Source organism: Streptomyces sp. NPDC053673 (assembly GCF_055585225.1).
The window spans coordinates 25,973-49,193 of sequence record NZ_JBVJKN010000027.1 but is presented as its reverse complement, the minus strand read 5'-3'; the positions used below and the strand labels follow the sequence as shown (position 1 = coordinate 49,193).

At 70.6% G+C, this 23,221-nt stretch carries 22 protein-coding genes and 1 pseudogene; 15 read left to right on the top strand and 8 right to left on the bottom strand.

The annotated features are described in order from the left end of the window. The first annotated feature begins 125 nt into the window (after nucleotides 1-125). Nucleotides 126-1,124 (top strand): TAXI family TRAP transporter solute-binding subunit, encoded by a 999-nt coding sequence (locus ACZ6ZQ_RS29470; RefSeq protein ID WP_469771548.1) that lies wholly within the window; start codon nucleotides 126-128, stop codon nucleotides 1,122-1,124. 237 nt (nucleotides 1,125-1,361) lie between these two features. On the opposite strand, the gene ACZ6ZQ_RS29465 is transcribed toward ACZ6ZQ_RS29470, so the two are convergent. Next, nucleotides 1,362-2,756, bottom strand: a complete 1,395-nt coding sequence (locus ACZ6ZQ_RS29465) for a sensor histidine kinase (protein WP_469771547.1) — start codon at nucleotides 2,754-2,756, stop codon at nucleotides 1,362-1,364. 15 nt (nucleotides 2,757-2,771) lie between these two features. Beyond that, entirely contained in the window at nucleotides 2,772-3,473 is a 702-nt protein-coding gene (locus ACZ6ZQ_RS29460) for a response regulator transcription factor (protein ID WP_469771546.1), read from the bottom strand. Nucleotides 3,474-3,723: 250 nt separating this feature from the next. On the opposite strand from ACZ6ZQ_RS29460, the gene ACZ6ZQ_RS29455 reads away from it, so the two are divergent. From ACZ6ZQ_RS29455 to ACZ6ZQ_RS29420, 8 genes are all read left to right on the top strand, one after another. Then, entirely contained in the window at nucleotides 3,724-4,509 is a 786-nt protein-coding gene (locus tag ACZ6ZQ_RS29455; RefSeq protein WP_453667122.1) for an amino acid ABC transporter ATP-binding protein, read from the top strand. Nucleotides 4,510-4,562: 53 nt separating this feature from the next. Beyond that, the gene (locus tag ACZ6ZQ_RS29450) at nucleotides 4,563-5,414 is read left to right on the top strand and encodes a glutamate ABC transporter substrate-binding protein (protein WP_469771545.1); all 852 of its coding nucleotides are present in this window, start codon (nucleotides 4,563-4,565) and stop codon (nucleotides 5,412-5,414) included. Nucleotides 5,415-5,497: 83 nt separating this feature from the next. Continuing rightward, complete coding sequence (locus ACZ6ZQ_RS29445; protein WP_469771544.1) at nucleotides 5,498-6,163, top strand: amino acid ABC transporter permease; 666 nt, start codon at nucleotides 5,498-5,500, stop codon at nucleotides 6,161-6,163. Then, nucleotides 6,160-7,092, top strand: coding sequence for an amino acid ABC transporter permease (locus ACZ6ZQ_RS29440; RefSeq protein WP_469771543.1), 933 nt, complete (start codon nucleotides 6,160-6,162; stop codon nucleotides 7,090-7,092). Before ACZ6ZQ_RS29445 ends, ACZ6ZQ_RS29440 begins: the two co-directional genes overlap by 4 nt. Nucleotides 7,093-7,262: 170 nt before the next feature. Beyond that, entirely contained in the window at nucleotides 7,263-8,897 is a 1,635-nt protein-coding gene (locus tag ACZ6ZQ_RS29435) for an FAD-dependent monooxygenase (protein WP_469771542.1), read from the top strand. Between the two features lie 32 nt (nucleotides 8,898-8,929). Beyond that, entirely contained in the window at nucleotides 8,930-9,016 is an 87-nt protein-coding gene (locus ACZ6ZQ_RS29430) for a putative leader peptide (protein ID WP_311307652.1), read from the top strand. An 88-nt stretch (nucleotides 9,017-9,104) separates the two neighbouring features. Then, nucleotides 9,105-9,665, top strand: a complete 561-nt coding sequence (locus tag ACZ6ZQ_RS29425) for a cupin domain-containing protein (protein WP_469771541.1) — start codon at nucleotides 9,105-9,107, stop codon at nucleotides 9,663-9,665. After that, complete coding sequence (locus tag ACZ6ZQ_RS29420) at nucleotides 9,662-10,075, top strand: rhodanese-like domain-containing protein (RefSeq protein WP_469771540.1); 414 nt, start codon at nucleotides 9,662-9,664, stop codon at nucleotides 10,073-10,075. The genes ACZ6ZQ_RS29425 and ACZ6ZQ_RS29420 overlap by 4 nt, the downstream gene beginning before the upstream one ends. A gap of 506 nt (nucleotides 10,076-10,581) precedes the next feature. Here the strand turns inward: ACZ6ZQ_RS29420 and recX are convergent. Together recX and recA are read right to left on the bottom strand one after the other, a co-directional pair. Continuing rightward, nucleotides 10,582-11,163, bottom strand: a pseudogene (gene recX / locus ACZ6ZQ_RS29415) (recombination regulator RecX); the annotation flags it as partial. Next, entirely contained in the window at nucleotides 11,100-12,224 is a 1,125-nt protein-coding gene (gene recA, locus ACZ6ZQ_RS29410; RefSeq protein ID WP_469771539.1) for a recombinase RecA, read from the bottom strand. The pseudogene recX and the gene recA, both read right to left, overlap by 64 nt. 653 nt (nucleotides 12,225-12,877) lie before the next feature. Between recA and ACZ6ZQ_RS29405 the strand changes: the two genes are divergently transcribed. The 5 genes from ACZ6ZQ_RS29405 to ACZ6ZQ_RS29385 all read left to right on the top strand — a co-directional run bounded on the left by ACZ6ZQ_RS29405 (nucleotide 12,878) and on the right by ACZ6ZQ_RS29385 (nucleotide 19,201). Beyond that, nucleotides 12,878-14,083, top strand: coding sequence for a sensor histidine kinase (locus tag ACZ6ZQ_RS29405; protein WP_469771538.1), 1,206 nt, complete (start codon nucleotides 12,878-12,880; stop codon nucleotides 14,081-14,083). Then, nucleotides 14,080-14,745: a response regulator gene (locus tag ACZ6ZQ_RS29400; RefSeq protein ID WP_469771537.1), complete on the top strand. Its 666-nt coding sequence runs from the start codon at nucleotides 14,080-14,082 to the stop codon at nucleotides 14,743-14,745. Before ACZ6ZQ_RS29405 ends, ACZ6ZQ_RS29400 begins: the two co-directional genes overlap by 4 nt. 133 nt (nucleotides 14,746-14,878) lie before the next feature. Beyond that, nucleotides 14,879-16,159, top strand: a complete 1,281-nt coding sequence (locus tag ACZ6ZQ_RS29395; RefSeq protein WP_469771536.1) for a cytochrome ubiquinol oxidase subunit I — start codon at nucleotides 14,879-14,881, stop codon at nucleotides 16,157-16,159. A 9-nt stretch (nucleotides 16,160-16,168) separates the two neighbouring features. After that, nucleotides 16,169-16,945, top strand: a complete 777-nt coding sequence (locus ACZ6ZQ_RS29390; RefSeq protein WP_469771535.1) for a cytochrome d ubiquinol oxidase subunit II — start codon at nucleotides 16,169-16,171, stop codon at nucleotides 16,943-16,945. Nucleotides 16,946-17,041: 96 nt separating this feature from the next. Continuing rightward, the gene (locus ACZ6ZQ_RS29385) at nucleotides 17,042-19,201 is read left to right on the top strand and encodes an MMPL family transporter (protein ID WP_469771534.1); all 2,160 of its coding nucleotides are present in this window, start codon (nucleotides 17,042-17,044) and stop codon (nucleotides 19,199-19,201) included. A 21-nt stretch (nucleotides 19,202-19,222) separates the two neighbouring features. Here the strand turns inward: ACZ6ZQ_RS29385 and ACZ6ZQ_RS29380 are convergent, their stop codons facing one another. Both ACZ6ZQ_RS29380 and ACZ6ZQ_RS29375 read right to left on the bottom strand, forming a co-directional pair. Further along, entirely contained in the window at nucleotides 19,223-20,365 is a 1,143-nt protein-coding gene (locus ACZ6ZQ_RS29380; protein ID WP_469771590.1) for an AI-2E family transporter, read from the bottom strand. A gap of 283 nt (nucleotides 20,366-20,648) precedes the next feature. Continuing rightward, entirely contained in the window at nucleotides 20,649-20,843 is a 195-nt protein-coding gene (locus ACZ6ZQ_RS29375) for a DUF3046 domain-containing protein (RefSeq protein ID WP_469771533.1), read from the bottom strand. A 79-nt stretch (nucleotides 20,844-20,922) separates the two neighbouring features. Between ACZ6ZQ_RS29375 and ACZ6ZQ_RS29370 the strand changes: the two genes are divergently transcribed. Continuing rightward, complete coding sequence (locus tag ACZ6ZQ_RS29370; protein WP_469771532.1) at nucleotides 20,923-21,828, top strand: hypothetical protein; 906 nt, start codon at nucleotides 20,923-20,925, stop codon at nucleotides 21,826-21,828. Nucleotides 21,829-22,008: 180 nt separating this feature from the next. On the opposite strand, the gene ACZ6ZQ_RS29365 is transcribed toward ACZ6ZQ_RS29370, so the two are convergent. Together ACZ6ZQ_RS29365 and ACZ6ZQ_RS29360 are read right to left on the bottom strand one after the other, a co-directional pair. Then, nucleotides 22,009-22,317 (bottom strand): AzlD domain-containing protein, encoded by a 309-nt coding sequence (locus ACZ6ZQ_RS29365; protein ID WP_469771531.1) that lies wholly within the window; start codon nucleotides 22,315-22,317, stop codon nucleotides 22,009-22,011. Further along, on the bottom strand, nucleotides 22,314-23,030 hold the full coding sequence (locus ACZ6ZQ_RS29360) for an AzlC family ABC transporter permease (RefSeq protein WP_469771589.1): 717 nt from the start codon (nucleotides 23,028-23,030) through the stop codon (nucleotides 22,314-22,316). Before ACZ6ZQ_RS29360 ends, ACZ6ZQ_RS29365 begins: the two co-directional genes overlap by 4 nt. Nucleotides 23,031-23,221 lie beyond the last annotated feature (191 nt).

Below are 23,221 nucleotides of genomic sequence, written 5' to 3'. Positions count from 1 at the left end.
GGGCGCCGGGCAAGCTCCGGCCCCGAGCCGGTCGGGAGGCCGGGCCGGGCGGCGGGGCCGTCCGGAGGAAGCCTCCGGCAGGGGGGCCTGGCCATCGCGGGAATCGAGATGGCAGGATTCGCGCCATGTCCACGGCCCTGTCCCGAATCAGCCGTCGCCGCGCCCTGCAGGGGTCCGCCGCGCTGGCCGTGGTGTGCGGGCTGCTGCTGTGGTGGCTGCTGCCGCTCGGCGAGAGCACGCCGAGCGGGCGGCTCACGTTCAGTACGGGCGTGAAGACCGGGGTCTACCAGCGCTACGGCGAGCTGCTGGAGGGCGCGCTCGCCCGCGATCTGCCGAAGGTCTCGATAGATCTGCGGACCAGCGAAGGGTCGCAGCAGAACCTCGCCTGGGTGACGAGCGGTGAGGCCGACTTCACCATCGCCACCGCGGACGCGGTGGCGAAGTACCAGCGGGACGCCAAACCGGGCTCGGACCGGCTGCGCGGCTGCGCACGGCTGTACGACGACTACGTACAGCTGGTCGTTCCGCAGGGCTCCTCCGTACAGACCCCGGCGGACCTGCGCGGCAAGCGCGTGGGCGTCGGCCAGGAGGGCTCGGGTGTCCGGCTCATCGCCGAGCGTGTGCTGACGGCGGCGGGCCTCGACGCCGAGCAGGACATCAGTCCGCTCTCCGCCGGCATCGACACCATGCCGGGCCTCCTGGAGCGGGGCGATCTGGATGCCTTCTTCTGGTCGGGCGGGCTGCCCACCGGTGCGGTGCAGAACCTGTCGCAGCGCTTCCCGGTCCGGCTGGTTCCGGTTGACGACGAACTGATCCGCCGGGTCCACACCACGGGCGAGGCGACGCGCTACTACCACTCGGCGGTCATCCCCTCCGATGCCTACCCCAAGATGGGCGCCAGGGCCCCGGTGCAGACCGTCGCCGTCGCGAATCTGCTGGTCACCACCGACCGCGCGGACCCGGAGCTGACCGAGCGGTTCACCCGCACCGTGATCAACAGCCGGGACCGGATCGGACGCGAGGTGCATCCCGCGCAGCTGGTGGACCTGCGGACGGCGATCTACACCGACCCGCTGCCGCTGCACGACGGGGCACGCCGGTACTACCGCTCGGCAAAGCCGTAGAGGCACCGGTAGCACCGCCCGGCCAAGCCGCAGAGGCACCGGTACCACCGCCCGGCCAAGCCGCAGAGACGCCGGTACCACCGCCCGGTCCAGCCGTAGGCCGTAGAAGCCGTCTGCGGACGTCCCGGTCGTACGGCGCGCCCGGGCGGTTGGCAGGTCTCCGGCGGCTGCAGCGGAGCCCGCCAGGGCCGCCGGCCCTCCCCCGCGGCTCCCTGCCTGCAGCCGCCTCCTCGCCGCTCAGGCCGCCGGAGGCGTCCGCGGGACCGAGACCGTCACCCGCAGGCCGTGCGGTTCGTGGTGCGCGTACGCGATCGAGCCGCCGCCCGCCGAGAGCAGCGCACGGCTGATGGAGAGACCGAGGCCCGAGCCCTTCACGTTCTGATGGCGGCCGCTGCGCCAGAAGCGGTCACCGATCCGGGTGAGCTCCTCCTCCGTGAGCCCGGGGCCGCCGTCGGTGATCACGATCGTCGAGGTCTCGCCGTCGGCGGAGGCCATGACCGTGACCTCCTCTCCCCTGGGCGTGAACTTCAGGGCATTGTCGATCACGGCGTCGAGGGCGCTGGAGAGCGCGATCGGATCCGCCCAGGCAGTGACCGCGGGGCCGTGCCCGGTGAGCCGTACGCCCTTCTCCTCCGCGAGCGGGCGCCAGGCCGCGACCCGCTCGGCCGCCAGCGCGCCGATGTCCGTGAGCCGGGTCTCGGCGGAGGCGTGCTCGGCCAGCGCCAGATCCAGCAGATCGTCGAGGACCTGGGCGAGCCGCATGCCCTCGGTACGGACGGACGCGATCTCCTCGTTCCCCTCGGGCAGTTCGAGGGCGAGGAGCTCGATCCGCAGCAGCAGCGCCGCAAGGGGATTGCGGAGCTGGTGGGAGGCGTCGGCGACGAAGGCGCGCTGCTGCTCCAGCACTTCCTCGACGTTGTCGGCCATCTCGTTGAACGAACGGGCCAGACGCCTGAGCTCCGGGGGCCCACCGGCCGCCGCGACGCGCGAGTTCATCCTGCCGGTCGCTATGTCGTGGGTGGCGGCGTCGAGGATGCGGACGGGACGCAGCACCCAGCCGGTGAGCCGGACCGCCGCGCCGACGGCGAGCAGCATCGCCGCGGACTCGCCCGCCGCGATCAGCAGCCAGCCCTTCAGAATGCGTGAACGCAGCTGTCCGGTGGGCGAGTCGGTGACGACGACAGCGACGACGTCGCCGTCCCGTACGACCGGCGAGGCGACGACGATCCGGGCGTCCCCCTGCCACGGCCACACCTGCGGCGGATCGTGGCTGCGGCGCCCGAGCAGCGCCTCCTCGAAGGCCCGGCGGCCATCTCCGGAAGGGGGGATCTCCCAGAACCAGGGGGCGCGGGCCATGGGCACGTCGCTGCGGTAGAAGACGCCGGCGTACATCCCGTACACGTCGTTGTAGCGGGTCAGTTCGTCCTCGAGGGTGGCCCGGCGCTCGTCCTGCCCGGAGATGCCGTCGGTGACGAACTGGGCCTGGGCGGCGAACCGCGCGGTGTCGTCCAGCCGGTCGACCACAACCTGCTGCTGCTCCGCCGCGGCGAGGCTCACGGCGAGCGGGAAGCCCAGGGCGAGCAGCACGCCCGCCATGAGGACGATGAGCAGAGGGAGAAGGCGGGTACGCAAGGGAAGCGGATGCCTTTACGCGGCGGGGGCGACCAGGCGGTAGCCGACGCCGCGCACGGTCTCGATGAGGGCGGGCATACGGAGCTTGGAGCGCAGCGACGCGACGTGCACTTCGAGCGTCCGACCCGTGCCCTCCCAGCTCGTACGCCACACCTCGCTGATGATCTGCTCGCGCCGGAAGACGACACCGGGCCGCTGGGCGAGCAGCGCCAGCAGGTCGAACTCCTTGCGCGTCAGCTGTACGTCCGTGCCGTCGACGCTGACGCGGCGGGTGGGGAGTTCGATGGTGACGGATCCCAGCCGGAGGGCGCTGTCCGCGGCCGTCGCCGCGTCCTCACCGGGTGCGGTGCGCCTGCTGACGGCGTGGATGCGGGCAAGCAACTCGCCTGTGTCGTAGGGCTTGACGACGTAGTCGTCGGCGCCGAGATTGAGGCCGTGGATCCGGGAGCGTACGTCGGACCGCGCGGTCACCATGATCACCGGAGTCGAGGTGAGTTTCCTGATCTTTCCGCAGACCTGGTAGCCGTCCTGGTCGGGCAGTCCGAGGTCGAGCAGGACGACACCGAAGGGCGGCTTGCCCCCGGAGGCAGCGGGCAGTACCGCCTGGAGCGCCTCCTCGCCGCTACGGGCGTGGGTGACCTGGAATCCATGCCGGGCGAGCACTGCCGACAGGGCGGCCGCGACATGGTCGTCGTCCTCGACGAGCAGCAGTCTCACGGGCCTCCCTCAGGTCGTAGCTCTCGCATGTGTACAGGGCATGAACGCTGATTGCCGCCCGATGAGTCAAGAGGCATCCCGTTGCACCAGGGTTTCCGTTACCCACCCGGTACGGCGATCACCGCCCCGTTCACCCTGAGTGTCCGGTTGCAGCCGGATCGTTATGCTCAATTTCCCCTCAGATGTAATGACGGTGGTCGTTGTGCGTCATTAGTGTCCTCCCAACCGAGGAGGACGGAGCAAGAAGCCGATGAGCGGAGTGTCAGTGACCAAGGGCGCCGAGGACGCCGTACCGGCGGCGGCGGACCTGGTCGTACTGAGCAACGTCAACAAGCACTTCGGCGCGCTGCATGTGCTCCAGGACATCGACCTGACGATCGCGCGTGGCGAGGTCGTGGTGGTCATCGGGCCCTCTGGGTCCGGCAAGTCCACGCTGTGCCGAACCATCAACCGGCTGGAGACGATCGACTCCGGCGTGATCACGATCGACGGGAAGCCGCTGCCCCAGGAGGGCAAGGAGCTGGCCCGGCTGCGCGCCGACGTCGGCATGGTCTTCCAGTCGTTCAACCTCTTCGCACACAAGACGGTGCTGGAGAACGTCATGCTGGGCCAGCTCAAGGTCCGCAAGGCGGACAAGAAGGCCGCCGAGGAGAAGGCGCGCGCGCTGCTCGACCGGGTGGGCGTCGGCTCGCAGGCCGACAAGTACCCCGCGCAGCTCTCCGGCGGCCAGCAGCAGCGTGTCGCGATCGCCCGGGCGCTGGCGATGGGCCCGAAGGTGATGCTCTTCGACGAGCCCACCTCCGCCCTCGACCCCGAGATGATCAACGAGGTGCTCGAGGTCATGCAGCAGCTGGCCCGCGACGGCATGACCATGGTCGTCGTTACCCACGAGATGGGCTTCGCGCGGTCCGCCGCCAACCGGGTCGTGTTCATGGCGGACGGCAAGATCGTCGAAGAGGCCACACCCGACCAGTTCTTCAGCAACCCGCGCAGCGACCGGGCCAAGGACTTCCTTTCGAAGATCCTGCACCACTGAGTCTGTCCTGGATCAGCTGATCACCTCATCGCGTCAACTCTAGGGAAGTCACCATGAAGCTTCGTAAGGTCACCGCCGCTTCGGCCGCCGTGCTCTCGCTCGCCCTCGCCGCCACCGCCTGTGGCTCCGGCAAGAAGGACGACGCCGCGGGCGGCGGCTCCGCCGGCGGCGGCGGGAAGATCACGATCGGTATCAAGATCGACCAGCCCGGTATCGGTCTGAAGACCCCGGACGGCAAGTACACCGGCTTCGACGTCGAGGTCGCCACGTACGTCGCCAAGGAACTCGGCTACGACGAGAAGGACATCGTCTTCAAGGAGACGAAGAGCGCCGACCGCGAGACGGCGATCTCGCGCGGTGACGTCAAGTTCATCGCGGCGTCGTACTCGATCAACGACAAGCGCCTGGCCAAGGTGGACTTCGCCGGCCCGTACCTGCTGGCCCACCAGGACATCCTGGTCCGCGCGGACGACAACTCCTTCAAGTCCCCGGCGGACCTGAACGGCAAGAAGCTGTGCTCGGTCACCGGCTCGACCTCGGCGCAGAACGTCAAGGAGAAGCTCGCCCCGAAGGCGCAGCTGCAGGAGTACGGTGGCTACTCCGAGTGCCTGACCGGCCTCGAGAACAAGGTCATTGACGCGCTCACCACGGACGACTCCATCCTCGCCGGCTACGCCGCGCAGGAGGCGTTCAAGGGCAAGTTCAAGCTCGCCGGCTTCAAGATGAGCAACGAGAACTACGGCATCGGCCTGAAGAAGGGCGACGCCGAGCTCAAGAAGAAGATCGACGCGGCGCTGGAGAAGATGGTCGCGGACGGCTCCTGGGAGAAGGCCGTGAAGGCGAACTTCGGCCCGGCCGGCTACAAGTACGAGCCCGCGCCGAAGATCGGCAACATCGTCAAGTGAAGCAAGGCTGACGTGGCGCGCCGCCGCTGAGGCGGCGGCGCGCCGGGCCTTTCCCACACGCATACGCGGAAGCGCGGGAGATCGTGTTCGATTTTCTTGATATGGACAAGCTGCTAGGGGCCTTCTGGGTGACGGTTCAGCTCACCGTCTACTCGGCCCTCGGCTCGCTGATATGGGGAACACTGCTGGCCGGCATGCGGGTCAGCCCGATTCCGCTCATGCGGGGTTTCGGCACCGCCTATGTGAACGTGGTCCGTAACATCCCGCTCACCGTGGTCATCGTCTTCACGTCCCTGGGCCTCTTCCAGACGCTCGGCGTCACGCTCGGGGCAGACGACTTCAAGGTGATCAACTTCAGGCTCGCGGTACTCGGTCTGATCGCCTACACGTCCGCGTTCGTGTGCGAGGCGCTGCGGTCCGGCATCAACACGGTGCCCGTCGGACAGGCCGAGGCGGCGCGTGCGCTCGGTCTCAGCTTCACTCAGGTACTGAAGCTCATCGTCCTCCCGCAGGCCTTCCGCTCGGTCGTCAATCCCCTGGCCAACGTGCTGATCGCGCTGACCAAGAACACGACCGTGGCCGCGGCCATCGGCGTTGCCGAGGCCGCGTACCTGATGAAGGAGTGGATCGAGACGTACGCCGCGCTCCTGCTGATCGCCGGCGTCTTCGCGCTCGGCTTCATCTGCCTCACGCTGCCGACCGGACTGGTCCTCGGCTGGGTGAGCAAGAAGGTGGCGGTGAAGCGATGACCTCCGTTCTCTACGACGCCCAGGGGCCGCGCGCCAAGCGCCGCAACATCCTCTACACGGCGGTCTTCCTGGTCGCTCTCGCGGCCCTCCTGTGGTGGGTCTACGACAGCCTCAACTCCAAGGGCCAGCTCGACTGGGTCAAGTGGGAGCCGTTCTTCACCAGCACCCAGCCCTACATGACCTACATCTGGCCCGGGCTCCAGAACACCCTGACCGCGGCGGCCCTCGCTCTGGTCATCGCGCTCCCGCTCGGAGCGTTCTTCGGCATCGCCAGGCTCTCCGACCACCGGTTGGTACGGACTGTCGCCGGCACGGTCGTGGAGTTCTTCCGCGCCATCCCCGTGCTGATCCTGATGCTGTTCGCCAACCAGGCGTACTCCGACTTCACGAACATCAGTAGCGATGTCCGCCCGCTGTACGCGGTGGTCACCGGCCTGGTGCTCTACAACGCCTCGGTCCTCGCCGAGATCGTCCGGGCGGGCATCCAGTCCCTGCCCCAGGGCCAGACGGACGCGGCCAAGGCGATCGGTATGCGCAAGGGCCAGACGATGCGGTACGTGCTGCTGCCGCAGTCGGTGACGGCGATGTTGCCGGCGATCGTCAGCCAGATGGTGGTCATCGTGAAGGACACCGCCCTCGGTGGCGCGTTGCTCACCTTCTCCGAACTGCTGGCCTCGGTCCGCCCGATGAGCGCGAACTACGGCGCGAACACCATCGCCAGCTTCACCGTCGTCGCCCTCATCTTCGTCGCGCTGAACTTCACGCTCACCTCGTTCGCGAGCTGGCTGGAGCGCAAGCTGCGGCGCGGGAAGAAGAGCACGGGCGCGGTGGTGCACGCCTCACCCGGCGGCGGTCTGGAGACGATTGGCCCTGCCAAGATCCAGACGGCCGGCGACTTCCATTCCGGCGCCGGAGGCGCCGGCAGCTGACCGCACGGCTCAGAGGGCTCCACGGGGGCGGCGGCGCGAATGCGCTGTCGCCCCCGTCGCTTGACGCGGACACCGGCAGTGGGTTGCATACTTTCTGTGATCGCGCACCGGGCTCCAACCAGCCCACTCCCACTGTTCTCTCTGTCCCAGCGGGTCTCAGGAGCAGCGCCGTGGACCCGGTGATCGTCGTCGGCGCGGGCCCCGTGGGACTCGCCCTGTCGCTCGCCCTGGCCGCGCAGGGCGTTCCGTCCGTCGTCCTCGACGAGGGCGCGGGCAAGGACGAGCCGCGCCCGGCTCGTACGGTCGTGCTGCGCGCCGACACCGCCGCGCTGATGGAACGGCTCGGCTGCGCCACGATCCGTGACGAAGGCACCCGCTGGGTCGGCTGGCGGTCCCTGCGGCGCAAGCAGGAGATGCGCGCGCTGGAACTCGGCGGAGACGACTTCCCGGCGCCGCTGCACATTCCGCAGCACGCCCTGATGCGCGGGCTGCGGGACGCCGTCGCGGCGGCCGGCCTGGTGCAGGTCGCCACGCACAGCCGGCTCGACGCGCTGGAACAGGACGGCAGCGGTGTCACCGCACACACGCGCGGGCCCGAGGCGACCTGGTGGCGCGGGAGTTATCTGGTCGGCTGCGACGGGGCCCGGTCGACGGTCAGGAAACTGCTCGGCATCCGCTTCCCCGGCCGTACCGCCGTGGAGCGCCATGCCGTCGCCGCGCTGCGCACCGAGCTGCCCTGGCCGGACGAGGCGGTACTGCACCGGATGCCGCCGTGGCGCGCCGGCGGCGAGGAGGTGACGGCCAGGCCGCTGCCCGACGGCGCCTGGCGGCTGGACTGGCTGCTGCCGGCCCGTGGCGAACTGGTCACGCCCGACGCGCTGGTGTCCCGGGTGCGGGACACCCTGTCCGGCTGGTGCGACGGGACACCGCAGTACGACCTCATCGACACCAGCGTCTACACGCTGCACCACCGGCTGGCCCGCCGCTGGCGGGTGGACCGAGCCTTCCTCGCCGGGGACGCCGCCCACCTCCTCGGCGCGCTCGGCACCCAGGCGCTCGACGAGGGGGTGCGCGACGCCGAGAACCTCGCCTGGAAACTGGCCCAAGCCTGGCACCACGGCGCGTCGGACACACTCCTCGACAGCTATCAGGCGGAGCGGCGCACCGCCGTCGCCGCACGACTGCGCGCCGCCGACCAGTCCCTGCCGATACTGCGTTCCGGCGGGGGCCTGCGGACCTATCTGCCGGGTGCGGCGCGCGGGCACGACACACTGCTGACCGACGGGCATCTGGGGCTCGGGCCGCTGGGCGCGCCCCCTTCGTACCCGAACTCCCCCCTCGCACCCCAACGCACCGAGGCGCACACCACCGTAGGTACTCCGATCGGCGCACCGGTCACCGACGTACCCGTCACGGCGCCGGACGGCACGACCGAACGGCTCCGGGACCGGCTGGGACAGGGCCGGCTGCTGGTCGTCCTGGTCGCGCCCGGCACGGGCGTGTGGGACCGGCGGCACTGGATGACCGCGGGTGTGATGCCACGGCTGGCCGCCGCCGTCTCGGCGCTGCCGGTACCGGCGGAGCTCCTGGTCACGGAGGGCTATCCGGGGGCCTCGGCGCATACGGTGCTGCTGGTGCGGCCGGACGGGCATCTGGTCACGTCCTTCGGCGGGGTGCGTCCGGCGGAGCTGTACGCCGCCGCGGACGCGGTACGCGGGGGCGCGCCCGCCGCCGCGCACTCGGACCGCACCACCCCCGACCACACTGCTGACCGCCCCTCCGACCGCACCGCGGACATCAATTGACCGACACAGGCGCGCATGGTGTACTCCGAAACGTGACCGACACCGATGTGCGCCTGTGGCGGAGGGTCCATATGGACCTGCTCCGCTATGCGGGCTGCGTGTGTCGTCCGTCCTGCTGATTCGCCTTCTTTCCCGTTCGCGCGGCCGCGTTCGTTCCTTCGTGTGCCTGGCCGCGCGCATCTCAGCGAACTTCCAGGACGGTTTCCGTTGTCTCAACTTCCCCCACCCGCTTCCACTTCTGCCTCCGCTTTCGCTTCCGCAGGTACGGAAGCGTCCGCGCCCACCGCTGCCGAGCTGTTCGACTTCGTCCGGCGCACCGCCGCCGACACCGGGCTGATCGCCTCGCTTCCGCTCGATCCGGAAGGCCGCACCTGGGTGCGACTCGAGGGACCGGGCGGCAGCGAAGCCTGGCTGATCAGCTGGCCGCCGGGCACCGGCACCGGCTGGCACGACCACGCCGAATCGGTCGGCGCCTTCGCCACGGCGTCAGGCGAGCTGAAGGAGAACTCGCTCGCGGTGCGGCTCCCCGCGAGCGGATGGAAGACCCTGGAGCTGGCCGAAGGGCTGGACCGCGGGCGGCGACTGGGCCCGGGACAGGGGCGGGCCTTCGGCCGCCACCATGTGCACGAGGTGCTCAACGAGTCCACCGCCGACCACGCGGTCTCGGTCCACGCGTACTATCCGCCGCTGCCGCTGATCCGGCGCTTCAGCAGGACCGGCGCGGTGCTCCGTCTTGAGCAGGTCGAGCGTCCGGAGGACTGGCAGTGATTGAACGACCGGTGGGCATCGACGAGTTGCTGGAACGGGTACGGGAAGGGCTGGACCGCATCGGTCCGCGCGCGGCGTTCGAGGCGGCGGCGGACGGGGCGCTGCTGGTGGACATCCGCTACGCGGCGCTGCGCGACCGGGACGGGCTGATCCCCGGGGCGCTCGTCGTCGAACGCAACGAGCTGGAGTGGCGGCTGGACCCGCTGGGCAGCCACCGCGCCCCCGAGGCCACCAGCCATGATCTGCAGGTCGTGGTGGTCTGCAACGAGGGCTACGCGTCGTCGCTCGCGGCCGCGTCGCTCCGGCGGCTCGGTCTTCACCGGGCAACGGATCTGGTGGGCGGCTTTCAGGCCTGGCGAGCAGAGGGCCTTCCGGTCCGGGTACCGGCGGCGGAACAGGCCGGCCTGTAGGCCTTCAGGCCGGTGTCGACGGACAGGTCCGTCTCGGAGGCGGGCCCGTCTCAGAAGCAGGCCCGTCTCGGCGGCAAGATCGCTGATCGCTGATCGCCGTGGCACGGGCCCTGCGCCATGCGTATCCAGTGCTGTGCTTCACGGGAGCGGTCCCGTGTCCCGGGGCGGGGCTCCCCCCGGACCCCCGTCCCCTCCGGGGACGGGGGTCCGCTCCAGTGGGCTTACGGGCGGCACCGGACCGAAGTTCAGGTGCGGCCGCCAAGGCCCGTACGAGACAGGGCTGTGCGGCCCGAGGGTCGACGCAAACCGCGGGCCGGCGCAGACCGAGGTGCGCCGACGGCCGGGCGCGGGCCCAGGGAGTGTGCTGTGGATCTCGCCGGGCGCGCCTGATCCACACGACACCGCCCAGGCCCTGTCCGGGCCTATGACAAGCCGTCCTCCAGGCCGTCCAGCCCTTCGGTGTCCTCGCCCTCTTCCTCCAGGGCTTGGCGGACCACTCGCAGGGCCATGCCCTCCGGGTAGCCCTTGCGGGCGAGCATGCCCGCGAGTCGGCGCAGCCGGCGGTCGCGGTCGAGGCCGCGGGTGGACCGGAGCTTGCGGGCGACCAGCTCACGGGCCGTCGACTCCTCCTGGTCCGAGTCGAGCTGACCGACCGCCTCGTCGATCAGCGCCGCATCGACGCCTTTGGTGCGCAGCTCGCGGGCGAGGGCGCGGCGGGCCAGGCCCCGCCCGTGGTGCCTGGACTCCACCCAGGCGTCCGCGAACGCCGCATCGTCGATGAGGCCGACGTCCTCGAAACGGGACAGGACCTCCTCGGCGACTTCGTCCGGGATCTCGCGCTTGCGCAGCGCGTCGGCGAGTTGCTTGCGGGTGCGCGGGGTCCCGGTGAGCAGGCGCAGACAGATCGCCCGCGCCCGCTCAGCCGGATCCTGGGGTGGCAGCTCCTTCTCGGCCCTCGACAAGTCGGAGCTGCCGCCCGGCCATTGCGCGGTGTGCCGCGTGCTCGGGTCGGGCACGGTACCGGTCAGCTCTTGGTCGCCGCAGCCGCCTTGGTGGCCTTGGTGGCCTTGGTGGCAGGCGCGGACACCGACTTCGCGGGCCCATCCGCCGAGGCCGCCGCGTCCGCGCCCGGCTCGGCCGTCGGGGCCTGCGGGCTGACGCCGACGCCGAGCTTCTCCTTGATCTTCTTCTCGATCTCGTTGGCGAGGTCGGGGTTGTCCTTGAGGAAGTTCCGCGCGTTCTCCTTGCCCTGGCCGAGCTGGTCGCCCTCGTACGTGTACCAGGCGCCGGCCTTGCGGACGAAGCCGTGCTCGACGCCCATGTCGATCAGGCCGCCCTCGCGGCTGATGCCCTGGCCGTAGAGAATGTCGAACTCGGCCTGCTTGAAGGGCGGCGCCACCTTGTTCTTGACGACCTTGCAGCGGGTGCGGTTGCCGACCGCCTCCGTGCCGTCCTTCAGGGTCTCGATACGGCGGATGTCGATACGCACCGAGGCGTAGAACTTCAGCGCGCGGCCACCGGTCGTGGTCTCCGGCGAGCCGAACATCACACCGATCTTCTCGCGGAGCTGGTTGATGAAGATCGCCGTGGTCTTGGACTGGTTGAGCGCACTGGTGATCTTCCGCAGTGCCTGGCTCATCAGGCGGGCCTGGAGGCCCACGTGCGAGTCGCCCATCTCGCCCTCGATCTCCGCGCGCGGCACGAGCGCGGCGACGGAGTCGATGACGATCAGGTCGAGGGCGCCGGAGCGGACGAGCATGTCGACGATCTCGAGGGCCTGCTCGCCGTTGTCCGGCTGGGACAGGATCAGATTGTCGATGTCGACGCCGAGCTTCTTCGCGTACTCGGGGTCGAGGGCGTGCTCGGCGTCCACGAAGGCAACCTGGCCGCCGGCCTTCTGCGCGTTGGCCACGGCGTGCAGCGTCAGGGTCGTCTTACCGGAGGACTCCGGCCCGTACACCTCCACCACACGGCCGCGCGGCAGGCCTCCGACGCCGAGCGCGACGTCGAGTGCGGTCGACCCGGTGGGGATGACCTCGATGGGCTCGTTCGGCCGCTCGCCCAGGCGCATCACGGCGCCCTTGCCGAATTGCCGTTCAATCTGTGCGAGCGCGGCGTCGAGCGCCTTCTCGCGGTCGGTTCCTGCCATGGGTTCCACCCGGTTTGCTTGAGTCGATCGCTTCACGCCAAAGACGCTATCCCCTGCCACTGACAATGCGCCCCGACGTCCCTCCGGCCTGTGGATAACCTGTCGAAAGTCCCGGGATTCCAAGGGCCGGAATCCCATAAGAATGGATGTTCGATTTTGGTGTCAAGGGCACCACGCGCACCACGCCGTGCTCTCCGTGACGGCTGTGCAGGGGAGCCGCCCGGACCCGGGGGGCCTGGCGATGACGGGTTCAGACGGCGCTGCGCGCCTCGGCGAGGCTGATCACCCGGGCGGTCGCGGTGGCCGTGGCGACGAGTGCCCCGTCGGTGGTGGTGAGGCCGGCCTCGAGGTGGGCCAGGTCTCCGTCGCGGTGTCCGCGGCAAGGAACTCCAGCCCGAGCGTCGCTGCCGCGCGGGGCAGCGGAGCGCGTCCCTCAACGCTGTCCCAGAAGGGACCGGAGTGTCCGCTCATCGCGCCTCCCGAAGCCGGTCGCCCCATCGCGCCTCCGCCCGGCCTCGTCGCGCCTCCCGAAGCCACTCGCCTCGTCGCGCCTCCCGAAGCCGGTCGCCCCGGAAACGCCAACAGCGGACGGCTCGTCCCGCGCCTCCGTGAACGCCGTCTGCACGGTCCTCACCCGTGCCTATCCTTCCGTCATGGTTCTGCCCTCACGCGTCCCCGACGGCCGTATCTCCGCGCGGGCCGCCGACACCGCCGTGACGCTCGCCGTCACCGCCGTCGTGGTGACCTGGACGCTGATCGCCATGGGGCGCGAGGACGAGCCGATGAACCGCACGCTGATCGGCTGGGCGCTGATCGCCGTGGGGTGCGGCGCGCTCCACCACCGTCGCCGCTACCCCGTCGCCGTCGCCGTGGTGACTCTGGCCGCTTCGACCGTTTACTACCCCCTGAGCACGTACGACGGCCCGCTGATGATCACGTTCGCGCTGGCTCTGTACACCGCGGGCGCCGAAGGCCGGTTCACCGCCGCGGTCGCGCTCAGCGTCATCACCCTGCTCGCGGTCGGCCTCGGCGAGGTGCGCCAGACCGAGGGAAACCGGCAGATCGACGACACCTCCCTGTTCATGCTAGCGGGCTGGCTGATCAGCCTGGTCGCCATCGGCCGTGCGCAGCGCACCCGGATCGCCTACCTCCACGAAGTGGAGCAACGGGCGCTCGCCGCCGAGCGCGAGCACGAGGCGCGGGCCCACCAGAGCGCCACCGAGGAGCGGCTGCGGATCGCCCGTGAGCTTCACGACGTTCTCGGCCACAGCATCTCCCTCATCAACGTCCAGTCCAGCGCCGCGCTGCACAAGCTCGGCAAGAAGCCGGAGCCGGCCGCCGGGCTCGCCACCGCCGGGGAGGCGCTGGAGGCGGTCAAGGCCACCAGCAAGGACGCGCTGCGCGAGCTCCGGTCCACGCTCGGTGTACTGCGCCAGGCCGACGAGGCCGCGCCCACCGCGCCGGTCTCCGGACTCGACCGGCTCGGCGAGTTGGTGGAACGGGCCCGTTCGACCGGCATCGATGTGCGCACCCGGACCGAGGGCACCCCGAGGCCGCTGCCGCCGCCGCTGGACCTGGCGGCGTACCGGATCGTCCAGGAGTCGCTCACCAATGTGACGCGGCACGCCGATGCGCACACCGCGCTGGTCACCATCGCGTACACCGACGAGGACATACGGGTGCGGATCGACGACGACGGCAGGGGCTCGTCCGACGAGCAGGCGCTGGGCAGTGGAATCCGCGGAATGGCCGAGCGCGCCAAGGCGTTCGGCGGCGAACTGACCGCGGGGAACACCGCGGACGGCTTCCGGGTCAGTGCCCGGCTGCCGCTCACCACCACCGGGGGGACCCAAGGATGATTCGTGTCGTGCTCGCGGACGACCAGACGCTGGTACGGGCCGGATTCCGCTCGATCCTCGGCGACGAGGCCGACATCCAGGTCGTCGGCGAGGCCGCCGACGGGGAGCAGGCCGTCGCACTCGCCCGCGAACTGCGCCCGGACGTGGTCCTGATGGACATCCGGATGCCCGGTCTGGACGGTCTGGAGGCCACCCGCCGCATCACCGGCGACGAGCGTCTCGAAGGCGTGCGTGTCGTCATCCTCACCACCTTCGACGTCGACGACTACGTCTACGGTGCGCTGCGTGCCGGTGCCTCCGGTTTCCTGGTCAAGGACACCGAACCGATGGAACTGCTGCACGGCGTGCGGGTGGTGGCGCGCGGCGACGCACTGATCGCGCCCGCCGTCACCCGCCGGCTGATCGCCGATTTCGCGGGCCGCGGCAGACAGCCCGACCCGTCCCCCCGTCTCAATGCCCTGACCGAGCGGGAGCGCGAGGTGATGGGCCTGGTCGGGGCAGGGCTGTCGAACGACGAGATCGCCCAGCGGCTCGTCCTCTCCCCCGCGACGGCGAAGACCCATGTCAGCCGGATCATGACCAAGCTGGACGCGCGGGACCGGGCGCAGCTGGTGATCCTGGCGTACGAGTCCGGGATGATCACTCCGGGCTGGCTGGGCTGACCCCGTAGGGGAAGGTCGCCGCCGCCCGCAACTCGGGTGGTACGCCCACGGCCGCTCCCGCAACTCGTGGGGTACCCCGGGTGTCCACCGCCGGGCGACGACCGGCACGTAACCGTACGCCGACGCTTGCGGCGTGAATCCAGAAGTCCTCGATCTCGCGCGGCTCCAGTTCGCCCTCACCGCCGGTGGGCACTTCCTCTTCGTCGCCCTCACGCTCGGGCTGGCGACCGTTGTCGCGTGCATCCAGACCCGGGCGGCGTTCAGCCGTGAGCCGCTGCACGCACGCATGGTGCGCTTCTGGGGGCAGCTGTACGTCATCAACTACGCGGTCGGGATCGTCACGGGCATCGTGATGGAGTTCCAGTTCGGGCTGAGCTGGAGCGGGCTGACCCACTACGCGGGCAATGTGTTCGGCGCCTCGCTCGCCGTCGAGACGATCGTCGCGTTCTTCGTCGAGTCGACGTTCCTCGGACTGTGGATCTTCGGCTGGCACCGCTTCAACAGGTGGGTCCATCTGGCGATGATCTGGATCGTCACGCTCACCGCGTATCTCTCGGCGTACTGGATCCTCGTGTCCAACGGCTTCCTCAACAACCCGGTGGGATACCGCGAGAAGGGCGGGAAGCTCGTCCTCGCGGACGCGGGGGCCGTACTGTCCAACCCCAGTGCGCTGCTTGCCTTCGGCCACATCCTGGCCGGGGCGCTGCTGACAGCGGGATTCTTCATGGCCGGCGTCAGCGCGTACCACCTCTTCCGGCGTACTGCGGAGTGGGAGCTGTTCGGCCGGAGTCTGCGTACGGGTGTGTTCCTGTCGCTGCCCGCGCTCTTTGTGACTGCGGCCTTCGGCGGGGTGCAGCTGTCCTCGCTGGCGACGCTCCAGCCCATGAAGTCGGCCGTGTTCAGCCAGAAGACGGCCGAGATCGCCCGGCTCCAGGCGGACATGGCCGACCGGTTCGGTCCCGGGGACTACGTGCCGTCCGAGGCGTGGACGCGCGGCGGCGCGATGGTCATGCTGCTCTCCTTCGCTCTGATGATGTATCTGGTCCTGCCGGGCTTCGTCATGGCGCTCTTCAAGACCGCCGTGCACCGCTTCCGCGCCTGGCATGTCGTGCTCGTCGCCGCCGTGCCGCTGCCGTATGTCGCGATGATCAGCGGCTGGGTGTTCCGGGAGGCCGGCCGCCAGCCCTGGGTGGTGTACGGGCTGCTGAAGACCGAGGACGCGGTCTCCGGCCTGTCCCCCGGTGCGATGCGCGCCTCGCTCATCACCTTCACCGCCCTGTTCGCGCTGCTCGCCGCCGTCAACGTCCGGCTGCTGGTGCGCTTCGCGCGCCGCGGACCCGTCGAGGACGGCCTCGGCCACGACGACCGCAGAGACGGCGACGCGGCCGCCCCGCTACCCGCCCCGAGCTACTGAGGAGCCGTCGTGGACACCCTTGCCATCGTGCTGCTCGGCTTCTTCGCCGCCGGGTACTTCGTGCTCGGCGGAGCCGACATCGGCACCGGAATGCTGCTGTCCCATCTCGGCCGCGACGACCGTGAACGCCGACTGGTCATCGCCTCGTTCGCGCCCTTCTTCCTCGGCAACGAGGTGTGGCTGATCGCCACCGCGGGGCTGCTCGTCGGCTGCTTCCCGGATCTCGAAGGGGAGCTGCTGAGCGGCCAGTTCGCGGTCGTCGTACCGCTGCTCGCCGGGTGGATCACCCGCGATACGGGGCTGTGGCTGCGCGGCCGGACCGGGGGGCTCCGCCGACGCGCGCTGTGCGACGGCGCCGTGGTATGCGGAAGCTGGGTGACCGCGCTGGCCTGGGGATGGCTGCTGGCCGCGCTGTTCACCGGGACACCGGGTGACCTCGCCGCCGGACCGGTCGCGGTGCTCACGGCGGCCGCGGTCGCCGCGCTGTTCGCCGTGCACGGTCTCGGTTTCGCCGGGGTCCGGCTGACCGGGGAGCCGTACGCGCGCGCCCGTCGGGCGGCCGGCCGCACCGGATCCGGGAAGTCCTTCGCGCTGACGGCGGTGCTCATGGGCGCGATGCCGCTGCTCGCCGGGGCGAGGCTGCCGCTCGGCGCCTCGGCCGCGGACGGCTCGACGCTCACGCTGCTCGTACCCCTCCTGCTCGTCATCACCCCGCTGCTGGTCGCCGTGCAGGCCTGGACGTGGTGCATCTTCCGGCGCCGGGTGACCCGCCCCTCGTACCTCTGACCCCCTCTGACCCCCTCTGGCCCCCTCTGGCCCCCTCTGGCTTCCGCCGGCCCTTTCTGACTTCCTCCGGTCCCTCTCATCATCTGGAGATCGATCATGACCATCACACGGGACACCCACCGCGCGGCCCGGCGGCGCCCCGGCGTCTTCGAACGCCTGGCCGTCATCTCGTACCGCCATCGCTGGTCTGCCCTGCTCCTGTGGGTCGTGGTGGTCGCCGGGATCACCCTGGCTTCGACGGCCGCCGGAAGCTCCTACCACAACGACTTCGCGCTCCCCGGCACGGATTCGCAGCAGGCCAGGACCGTGCTTGCGCGGCATGGTTCGGCGCAGGCCGAGGCGACCGTGCAGATCGTGGTCAAAGCCCCGGGCGGGATTCGCGGCGGCGCGGTCGGACAGCGTGTGGAGAGCATGCTCGGCACGGTCGCCCGGCTGCCGAGCGTGACCGGTGTGCGCAGTCCGTACGAGGACGGCGCCGCCGTCTCGGGGGACGGCACCGTCGGCTACGCCACGGTGACCCTCGACGGGGAGGCGGAGAACGTTCCCAAGGAGGACGTGCGCAGGATCATCGACACGGCGGCGTCGATCGAGGGCGACGGGCTCGAGACGGCCGTCGGCGGTGACGCCGCACGCGGCGCCGAGGAGAGCGAGGGCGGCGCGGCCGAGGGCGCGGGCATGCTCGGTGCGCTGGTGATCCTGGTCTTTCTCTTCGGGTCGCTGGTGGCGGCGAGCCTTCCGGTCGTCACCGCCCTGTTCGCCGTGGGCGTATCCATCGGTCTGATCGCGCTGGCCTCACATCTCGCGGATGTCGCCGACTTCACCCCGCCGATCATGATGCTGGTCGGTCTCGGTGTCGGCATCGACTACGCGCTGCTGATCTTCTCCCGCTACCGGGGTGAACTGTTGCGGGGCGCGACACCGCAGGACGCGACCCGCAGCGCGCTGGATGCCGCCGGGCGCACGGTCTTCTTCGCCGGCTGCACGGTGATCATCGCGCTGATGGGTCTGGTGGCGCTGGGCCTCGGCTCGCTCCAGGGAGTGGCGCTGGCCGTGGCGCTGACCGTACTGGTCACCATGGCCGCCTCACTGACACTGCTGCCCGCACTGCTCGGACTCTGCGGAAGTCGTCTTCAGCGGCAGGTCGAGAAGCGGGTCGCGAAGGCGGCGGCGAAGGGACGTACCGAAGGCGCCGGCTGGCGGCGCTGGGCGACCGGCGTCCAGCGGCGCCCCTGGGTGGCCCTCCTGGTGTCGGTCGTCTCGCTCGGCGCGCTCGCCGCGCCGGCCCTCGGCATGCGGCTCGGCTTCGCGGACGCGGGCAACGACGCGGAGACGAAGACCAGCCGGCAGGCGTACGACATGCTGGCGGAGGGCTTCGGCCCGGGCTTCAACGGCCCGCTGATCGTCGTCGTGGACGGCGCCGGCGCCGCGAGGGCGGCACGTCAGGTGCAGGGAGTCCTCCAGCGCACCCCGGGCATCGCCGCCGCCACCCCGCCCGCCCCGACGGGCGACGGTTCGGTGGCGACCTTGATCGTCTTCCCGGACTCGGCCCCTCAGGCCGCGGAGACGTCGCGGCTCGTGGACCGGCTGCGCGACGAGGTGCTGCCGCCGCTGGAGCAGCGGACGAGCACGGAGCTGCTGGTCGGGGGCTCGACAGCGGCTACGGAGGACTTCGCGGTCACCGTCTCCGACCGGATGCCGCTGTTCGTCGCGATCGTCGTCGGTCTGTCGGCGCTGCTGCTGCTCGTGGTCTTCCGGTCGGTGCTGATCCCCGTGAAGGCGGCGATCCTGAACCTGGTGTCCATCGGGGCGGCGCTCGGCGCGATCACCCTGGTGTTCCAGCACGGCTGGTTCGGTGTGGAGCCCGGTCCGATCGAGGCGTTCATCCCGGTCATGATCTTCGCGATCGTGTTCGGTCTCTCGATGGACTACGAGGTCTTCCTTCTCTCCCGCATCCACGAGGAGTGGGAGCGCACGAAGGATCCGCAGGGTGCGGTGCGGGAGGGCCTGGCGACGACCGGCAAGGTCATCACGGCGGCCGCGGCGATCATGATCGTGGTGTTCGCTGCCTTCGTGCTGAGCCCGGACCGGATGCTCCAGCAGTTCGGGCTCGGGCTGGCGGTGGCGATCCTGCTGGACGCCGTAGTGATCCGCTGTCTGATCGTCCCCGCGGTCATGCAGCTCCTGGGGCGCAGCGCGTGGTGGCTGCCGTCCTGGCTGCGCCGGATGCTGCCGAAGGTGGAGCTGGAGCACCGCTGACACCCGTACGCGCACGGAGTCTCAGGCGCCGCTCTCCTCCGCGGGCGGCGCCTCCTCCCTCTTGCTGCGGAGCGCACGCTGCACCCGGGCCAGCACCGCCTCACCCTGGCGCCGATGCCCGTGCATACGCGGGTCCTCCGTCACCGCGTACCGCTTCACATACGCGCCGAGGAAGGCCTGCAGAGTCGCGACCGCGGGAATCGCGATCAGCGCACCGACCGCGCCCAGCAGCGCGGTGCCCGCGATGACCGAGCCGAACGCCACCGCCGGGTGGATGTCCACCGTCTTGGAGGTGAGCTTGGGCTGCAGCACATAGTTCTCGAACTGCTGGTAGATCAGGACGAAGCCGAGCACCCACACCGCGTACCAGGGCTCGGTCGTGAACGCGATCAGCATCGGCAGGGCGCCCGCCAGATACGTACCGATCGTGGGGATGAACTGGGAGACGAGCCCGACCCACACCGCGAGCGCCGGGGCGTAGGGCACACCGAGCATGGCCAGCAGGATGTAGTGCGCGACGCCGGAGATCAGGGCCATCAGCCCGCGGGAGTAGAGATAGCCGCCCGTCTTGTCGACGGCGATCTCCCAGGCGCGCAGCACCTCGGCCTGCTTCGCCGGCGGCAGTACGGAGCACAGCGCGCGCCGCAGCCGGGGCCCGTCGGCCGCGAAGTAGAACGAGAACAGGAAGATCGTGAGCAGCTTGAAGAGCCCGCCGAGCACGGTCGCGGAGACGTCGAGCACACCGCTCGCGCTGTTCTGGACGTACTTCTGCAGCCAGTCGGAGCGCAGCAGACTGTCCTGGATCGCGACGCGGGACAGCTCCGTATGGAAGGTGTGGTTGATCCAGTTGATCACTTGGTCGAGGTATTTGGGGAAGTCCTCGACCATCTCGACGATCTGGCCCGCCAGCATCGAGCCGAGCAGCACGACGAAGCCGATGCCGACGATCATGACGCCGAAGAAGACAAGGAAGGTGGCAAGGCCGCGGCGCATGCCTCGGGCCGCCATCCGGCCGACGACGGGCTCGATCGCCAGTGCCAGGAAGAACGCGATCAGAACGTTGATCAACAGCCCGATGAGCTGGTGGAAGGCCCAGCTGCCGAGCTGGAAGCAGGCATAGAGGGCCAGGGCCAGCACCATGGCACGGGGAAGCCAGCGCGGCATCCGCCCGGGCGCGCCGGCGGGGAGGGACCTGCCGGCCCCGGAGCCGCCGGCCGGCGCGGTCGCGGGCGGGGTGGCTCCGGACTCGGCGGCGACGGCGGGAGCGGGGATCGTCGCGCGTCCGGTGGCCCCCGCCGGCTCGCGCGCACCGTCGTCGGACGGCCCGGCCGCCGGGGGCCGGGCCATCGGGAAGTTCTCGTCCTGGACGGTCTCGTCAGTCGATGCCACGGAGCAAGTCTCGCCTACCGGCGCGACAACCGGCGGGACCTGTGGACAACCCCGTGGTTCATCGCTTGTCCGCGGGAATGCCGACGGCGGCGCAGACCCCGCGCCAGACGTCCTTCGTCTCCCAGCCGGCAGCCAGCGCCTCGTGCACCGTACGACCCCCGAGCTCCGCCATCACATGGTCGCGCGCGAAGGAGTCGGCGTACGCCGCGCCGAAGTGCTCTGCCATCCGCTCCCAGAAAATCGTCAACCGCATGACACCAGTATCCCGCCCCTGAGAGTGCAGCCATGTCCGTCCGCCTTGCCGAAAGCCCTTTCCGCCCTACCGTCGGAGCATGGCTGGAACACCCCTGGCACGGGCCGAGCACTTCATCTGGCTGACGGCTCGCGTGCTCGAGCAGCGGCGGTTCGCGTACCACTTCCTGGGCGCCGGAGCGGAGCCGGTCGAGGCCGCGCTGACCGCGTATCTCAACGAGGACGGCGGTTACGGCCACGCCCTCGAACCCGATCTGCGCGGCCCGGTGAGCCAGCCGCTGCACACGGCGCACGCGCTGCGGGTCCTGGACTCCATCGGGCGCTGCGGCGGGCTGCGGGTGGAGCGGATGTGCCGCTACCTCACGGACGTGGCCACCCGGGACGGGGCGCTGCCCGCGATCCACCCGTCGCAGCGGGGCTATCCGACGGCTCCGTTCATCCCGATCGTGTCCGATCCGCCGAGCGAGCTGCTGGCCACCGGCCCGGTGGTCGGTCTGCTCCACCGCAACCAGGTGTGGCACGCGTGGCTGTTCCGCGCGACCGACTTCTGCTGGGCCGCGGTCGACGCGCTGGAGAAGTCGCATCCGTACGAGTTCGAGGCGGCCGTCGCGTTCCTCGACGGCGTCCCGGACCGCGCCCGCGCGGAGGAGGCGGCGGACCGCCTGGGGCGGCTCGTGCGCGAGCAGCGGCTCGCGGTCCTCGACCCGGACCGGCTCGACACGTACCGGGTCGCGGACGGCTACGCACCGGGCGAGTACCACTTTCCGCACGACTACGCGCGCGTGCCCGACTCCCTGGCGCGGCGCTGGTTCACGGACGAGGAGATGGAGCGGTCCCTGGACCATCTCGCGGCCGAGCAGGAGGAGGACGGCGGCTGGCCGATCCGGTGGCGCCAGTGGGCGCCGGGCACGGCCCTGGAGTGGCGTCCGATCGTCACCATCGAGGCACTGCGCACCCTGCGGGCGCACGGACGCCTCCTGCGCTGACCAGAGAGCGCCGAAACGAGACGGCAGCAGCAGGAGGCGCCGGCAGGAGGGCGCTGACGCCGCGCCGTGCCCGCACCCGCGCCCGCGCCCGCGCCCGCGTTGAACGACGACGAAGCGAGCAGGGCCCGTACCTCCGTACCGGAGGTCCGGTCGAGGACGCACGCCCTGCGCAGCAGGGTGTCAGCCGCCGAGCGCCCGTACGCCCGCGGTGACGAGTACCGCGGCGGCGACGACGACAAGGAAGGGGGCGCGCAGGATCAGGGCGACCGCTGCCGCCCCGACTCCCGCGGCCCGGGCGTCGAGGATCAGCGCATCCCCGGCGCTGAAGGTCTGCTGCGCGGTGAGCGCGGCAAGGAGGGCCACCGGCAGCAGGGCGGCGAGCCGCTGGACGACCGGGCGCTCCAGCACTCCTGCGGGCACCAGAAGACCGGCCAGTTTGACCAGGTAGCAGGCGACTGCTGTCACTCCGATCGCGATCCAGACGTTCAACGGTCCGTTCCCTTCCGGTTGTTGCTGATCCTGCGGCCCTGGCCCCAGAGCACGGCGGGCGCGGCGAGCGCCGCGACAAGCACCGGCACTCCGGCGGGAAGTACTGGCAGCAGCCCGAGGCCCAGGACGACGGCGATGCCCGCGACCACCCGTTCGGTCGTCGTGCGCAGCATGGGCGCCAGCAGTGCGAGGAAGACCGCGGGCCCGGCCGCGTCCAGCCCCCAGGCGTCGGTGTCGCCGATGGCCTCGGCGCCGAGCGCCCCGAGCAGCGTGGTGAGGTTCCACAGCACGTAGAGCGTGAGACCGGTGAGGGTGAAGCCGAGGCGTGCGGCGCGCCGTGTGGGCTGGGCCAGCGCGACGGCTGTGGTCTCGTCGATGACCCAGTGCGCCGCGACGGGCCGTACGCCGCGCGGCAGACGCAGCAGCTGGGACAGCCGCAGGCCGTAGAACGCGTTACGGGTGCCGAGGAAGAACGCACCGGCCGCGGCGGTGAACGGGTTGCCGCCCGCCGCGAGCGCGCCGACCAGCGCGAACTGCGACGCTCCGGTGAAGACCAGCAGGCTGAGAGCACAGGCCTGCAGAACGCTGAGCCCGGCGCCCGCGGCGGTCACCCCGAACGCGAAGCCGGACAGGCCGACGGCGAAACCGACACCGAGGGAGTCCCGTACGACGGCGGAATCGGCCTTGACTGCCGTGGGGGCGAGGTCTGCCATGGGGGCGGGCGAGGACGCATGCTCGGCGGACGTGCCCTCGGCGGCGGTGTTCTCGGAGACTGTGTTCTCGGCGGACGTGCCCTCGGACATGCTCGCCAAGGCGGATGCGGGTTCCCCTGCCGTCGCGCACGCTGCGCGTCCGGCGGAGCCTCCTCCGGGATCTCCGCCAGGTATGTCTGCTGCTGTTGATG

What these genes read in the sequence shown, in the direction of transcription:
- ACZ6ZQ_RS29370 (WP_469771532.1), top strand. Translation starts at nt 20,923, where the DNA reads ATGGCTGGAACACCCCTGGCACGGGCCGAGCACTTCATCTGGCTGACG.
- ACZ6ZQ_RS29405 (WP_469771538.1), top strand. Translation starts at nt 12,878, where the DNA reads ATGGTTCTGCCCTCACGCGTCCCCGACGGCCGTATCTCCGCGCGGGCC.
- ACZ6ZQ_RS29455 (WP_453667122.1), top strand. Translation starts at nt 3,724, where the DNA reads ATGAGCGGAGTGTCAGTGACCAAGGGCGCCGAGGACGCCGTACCGGCG.
- ACZ6ZQ_RS29385 (WP_469771534.1), top strand. Translation starts at nt 17,042, where the DNA reads ATGACCATCACACGGGACACCCACCGCGCGGCCCGGCGGCGCCCCGGC.
- ACZ6ZQ_RS29450 (WP_469771545.1), top strand. Translation starts at nt 4,563, where the DNA reads ATGAAGCTTCGTAAGGTCACCGCCGCTTCGGCCGCCGTGCTCTCGCTC.
- recA (WP_469771539.1), bottom strand. Translation starts at nt 12,224, where the DNA reads ATGGCAGGAACCGACCGCGAGAAGGCGCTCGACGCCGCGCTCGCACAG.
- ACZ6ZQ_RS29375 (WP_469771533.1), bottom strand. Translation starts at nt 20,843, where the DNA reads ATGCGGTTGACGATTTTCTGGGAGCGGATGGCAGAGCACTTCGGCGCG.
- ACZ6ZQ_RS29400 (WP_469771537.1), top strand. Translation starts at nt 14,080, where the DNA reads ATGATTCGTGTCGTGCTCGCGGACGACCAGACGCTGGTACGGGCCGGA.
- ACZ6ZQ_RS29380 (WP_469771590.1), bottom strand. Translation starts at nt 20,365, where the DNA reads ATGCCGCGCTGGCTTCCCCGTGCCATGGTGCTGGCCCTGGCCCTCTAT.
- ACZ6ZQ_RS29470 (WP_469771548.1), top strand. Translation starts at nt 126, where the DNA reads ATGTCCACGGCCCTGTCCCGAATCAGCCGTCGCCGCGCCCTGCAGGGG.
- ACZ6ZQ_RS29440 (WP_469771543.1), top strand. Translation starts at nt 6,160, where the DNA reads ATGACCTCCGTTCTCTACGACGCCCAGGGGCCGCGCGCCAAGCGCCGC.
- ACZ6ZQ_RS29360 (WP_469771589.1), bottom strand. Translation starts at nt 23,030, where the DNA reads ATGGCAGACCTCGCCCCCACGGCAGTCAAGGCCGATTCCGCCGTCGTA.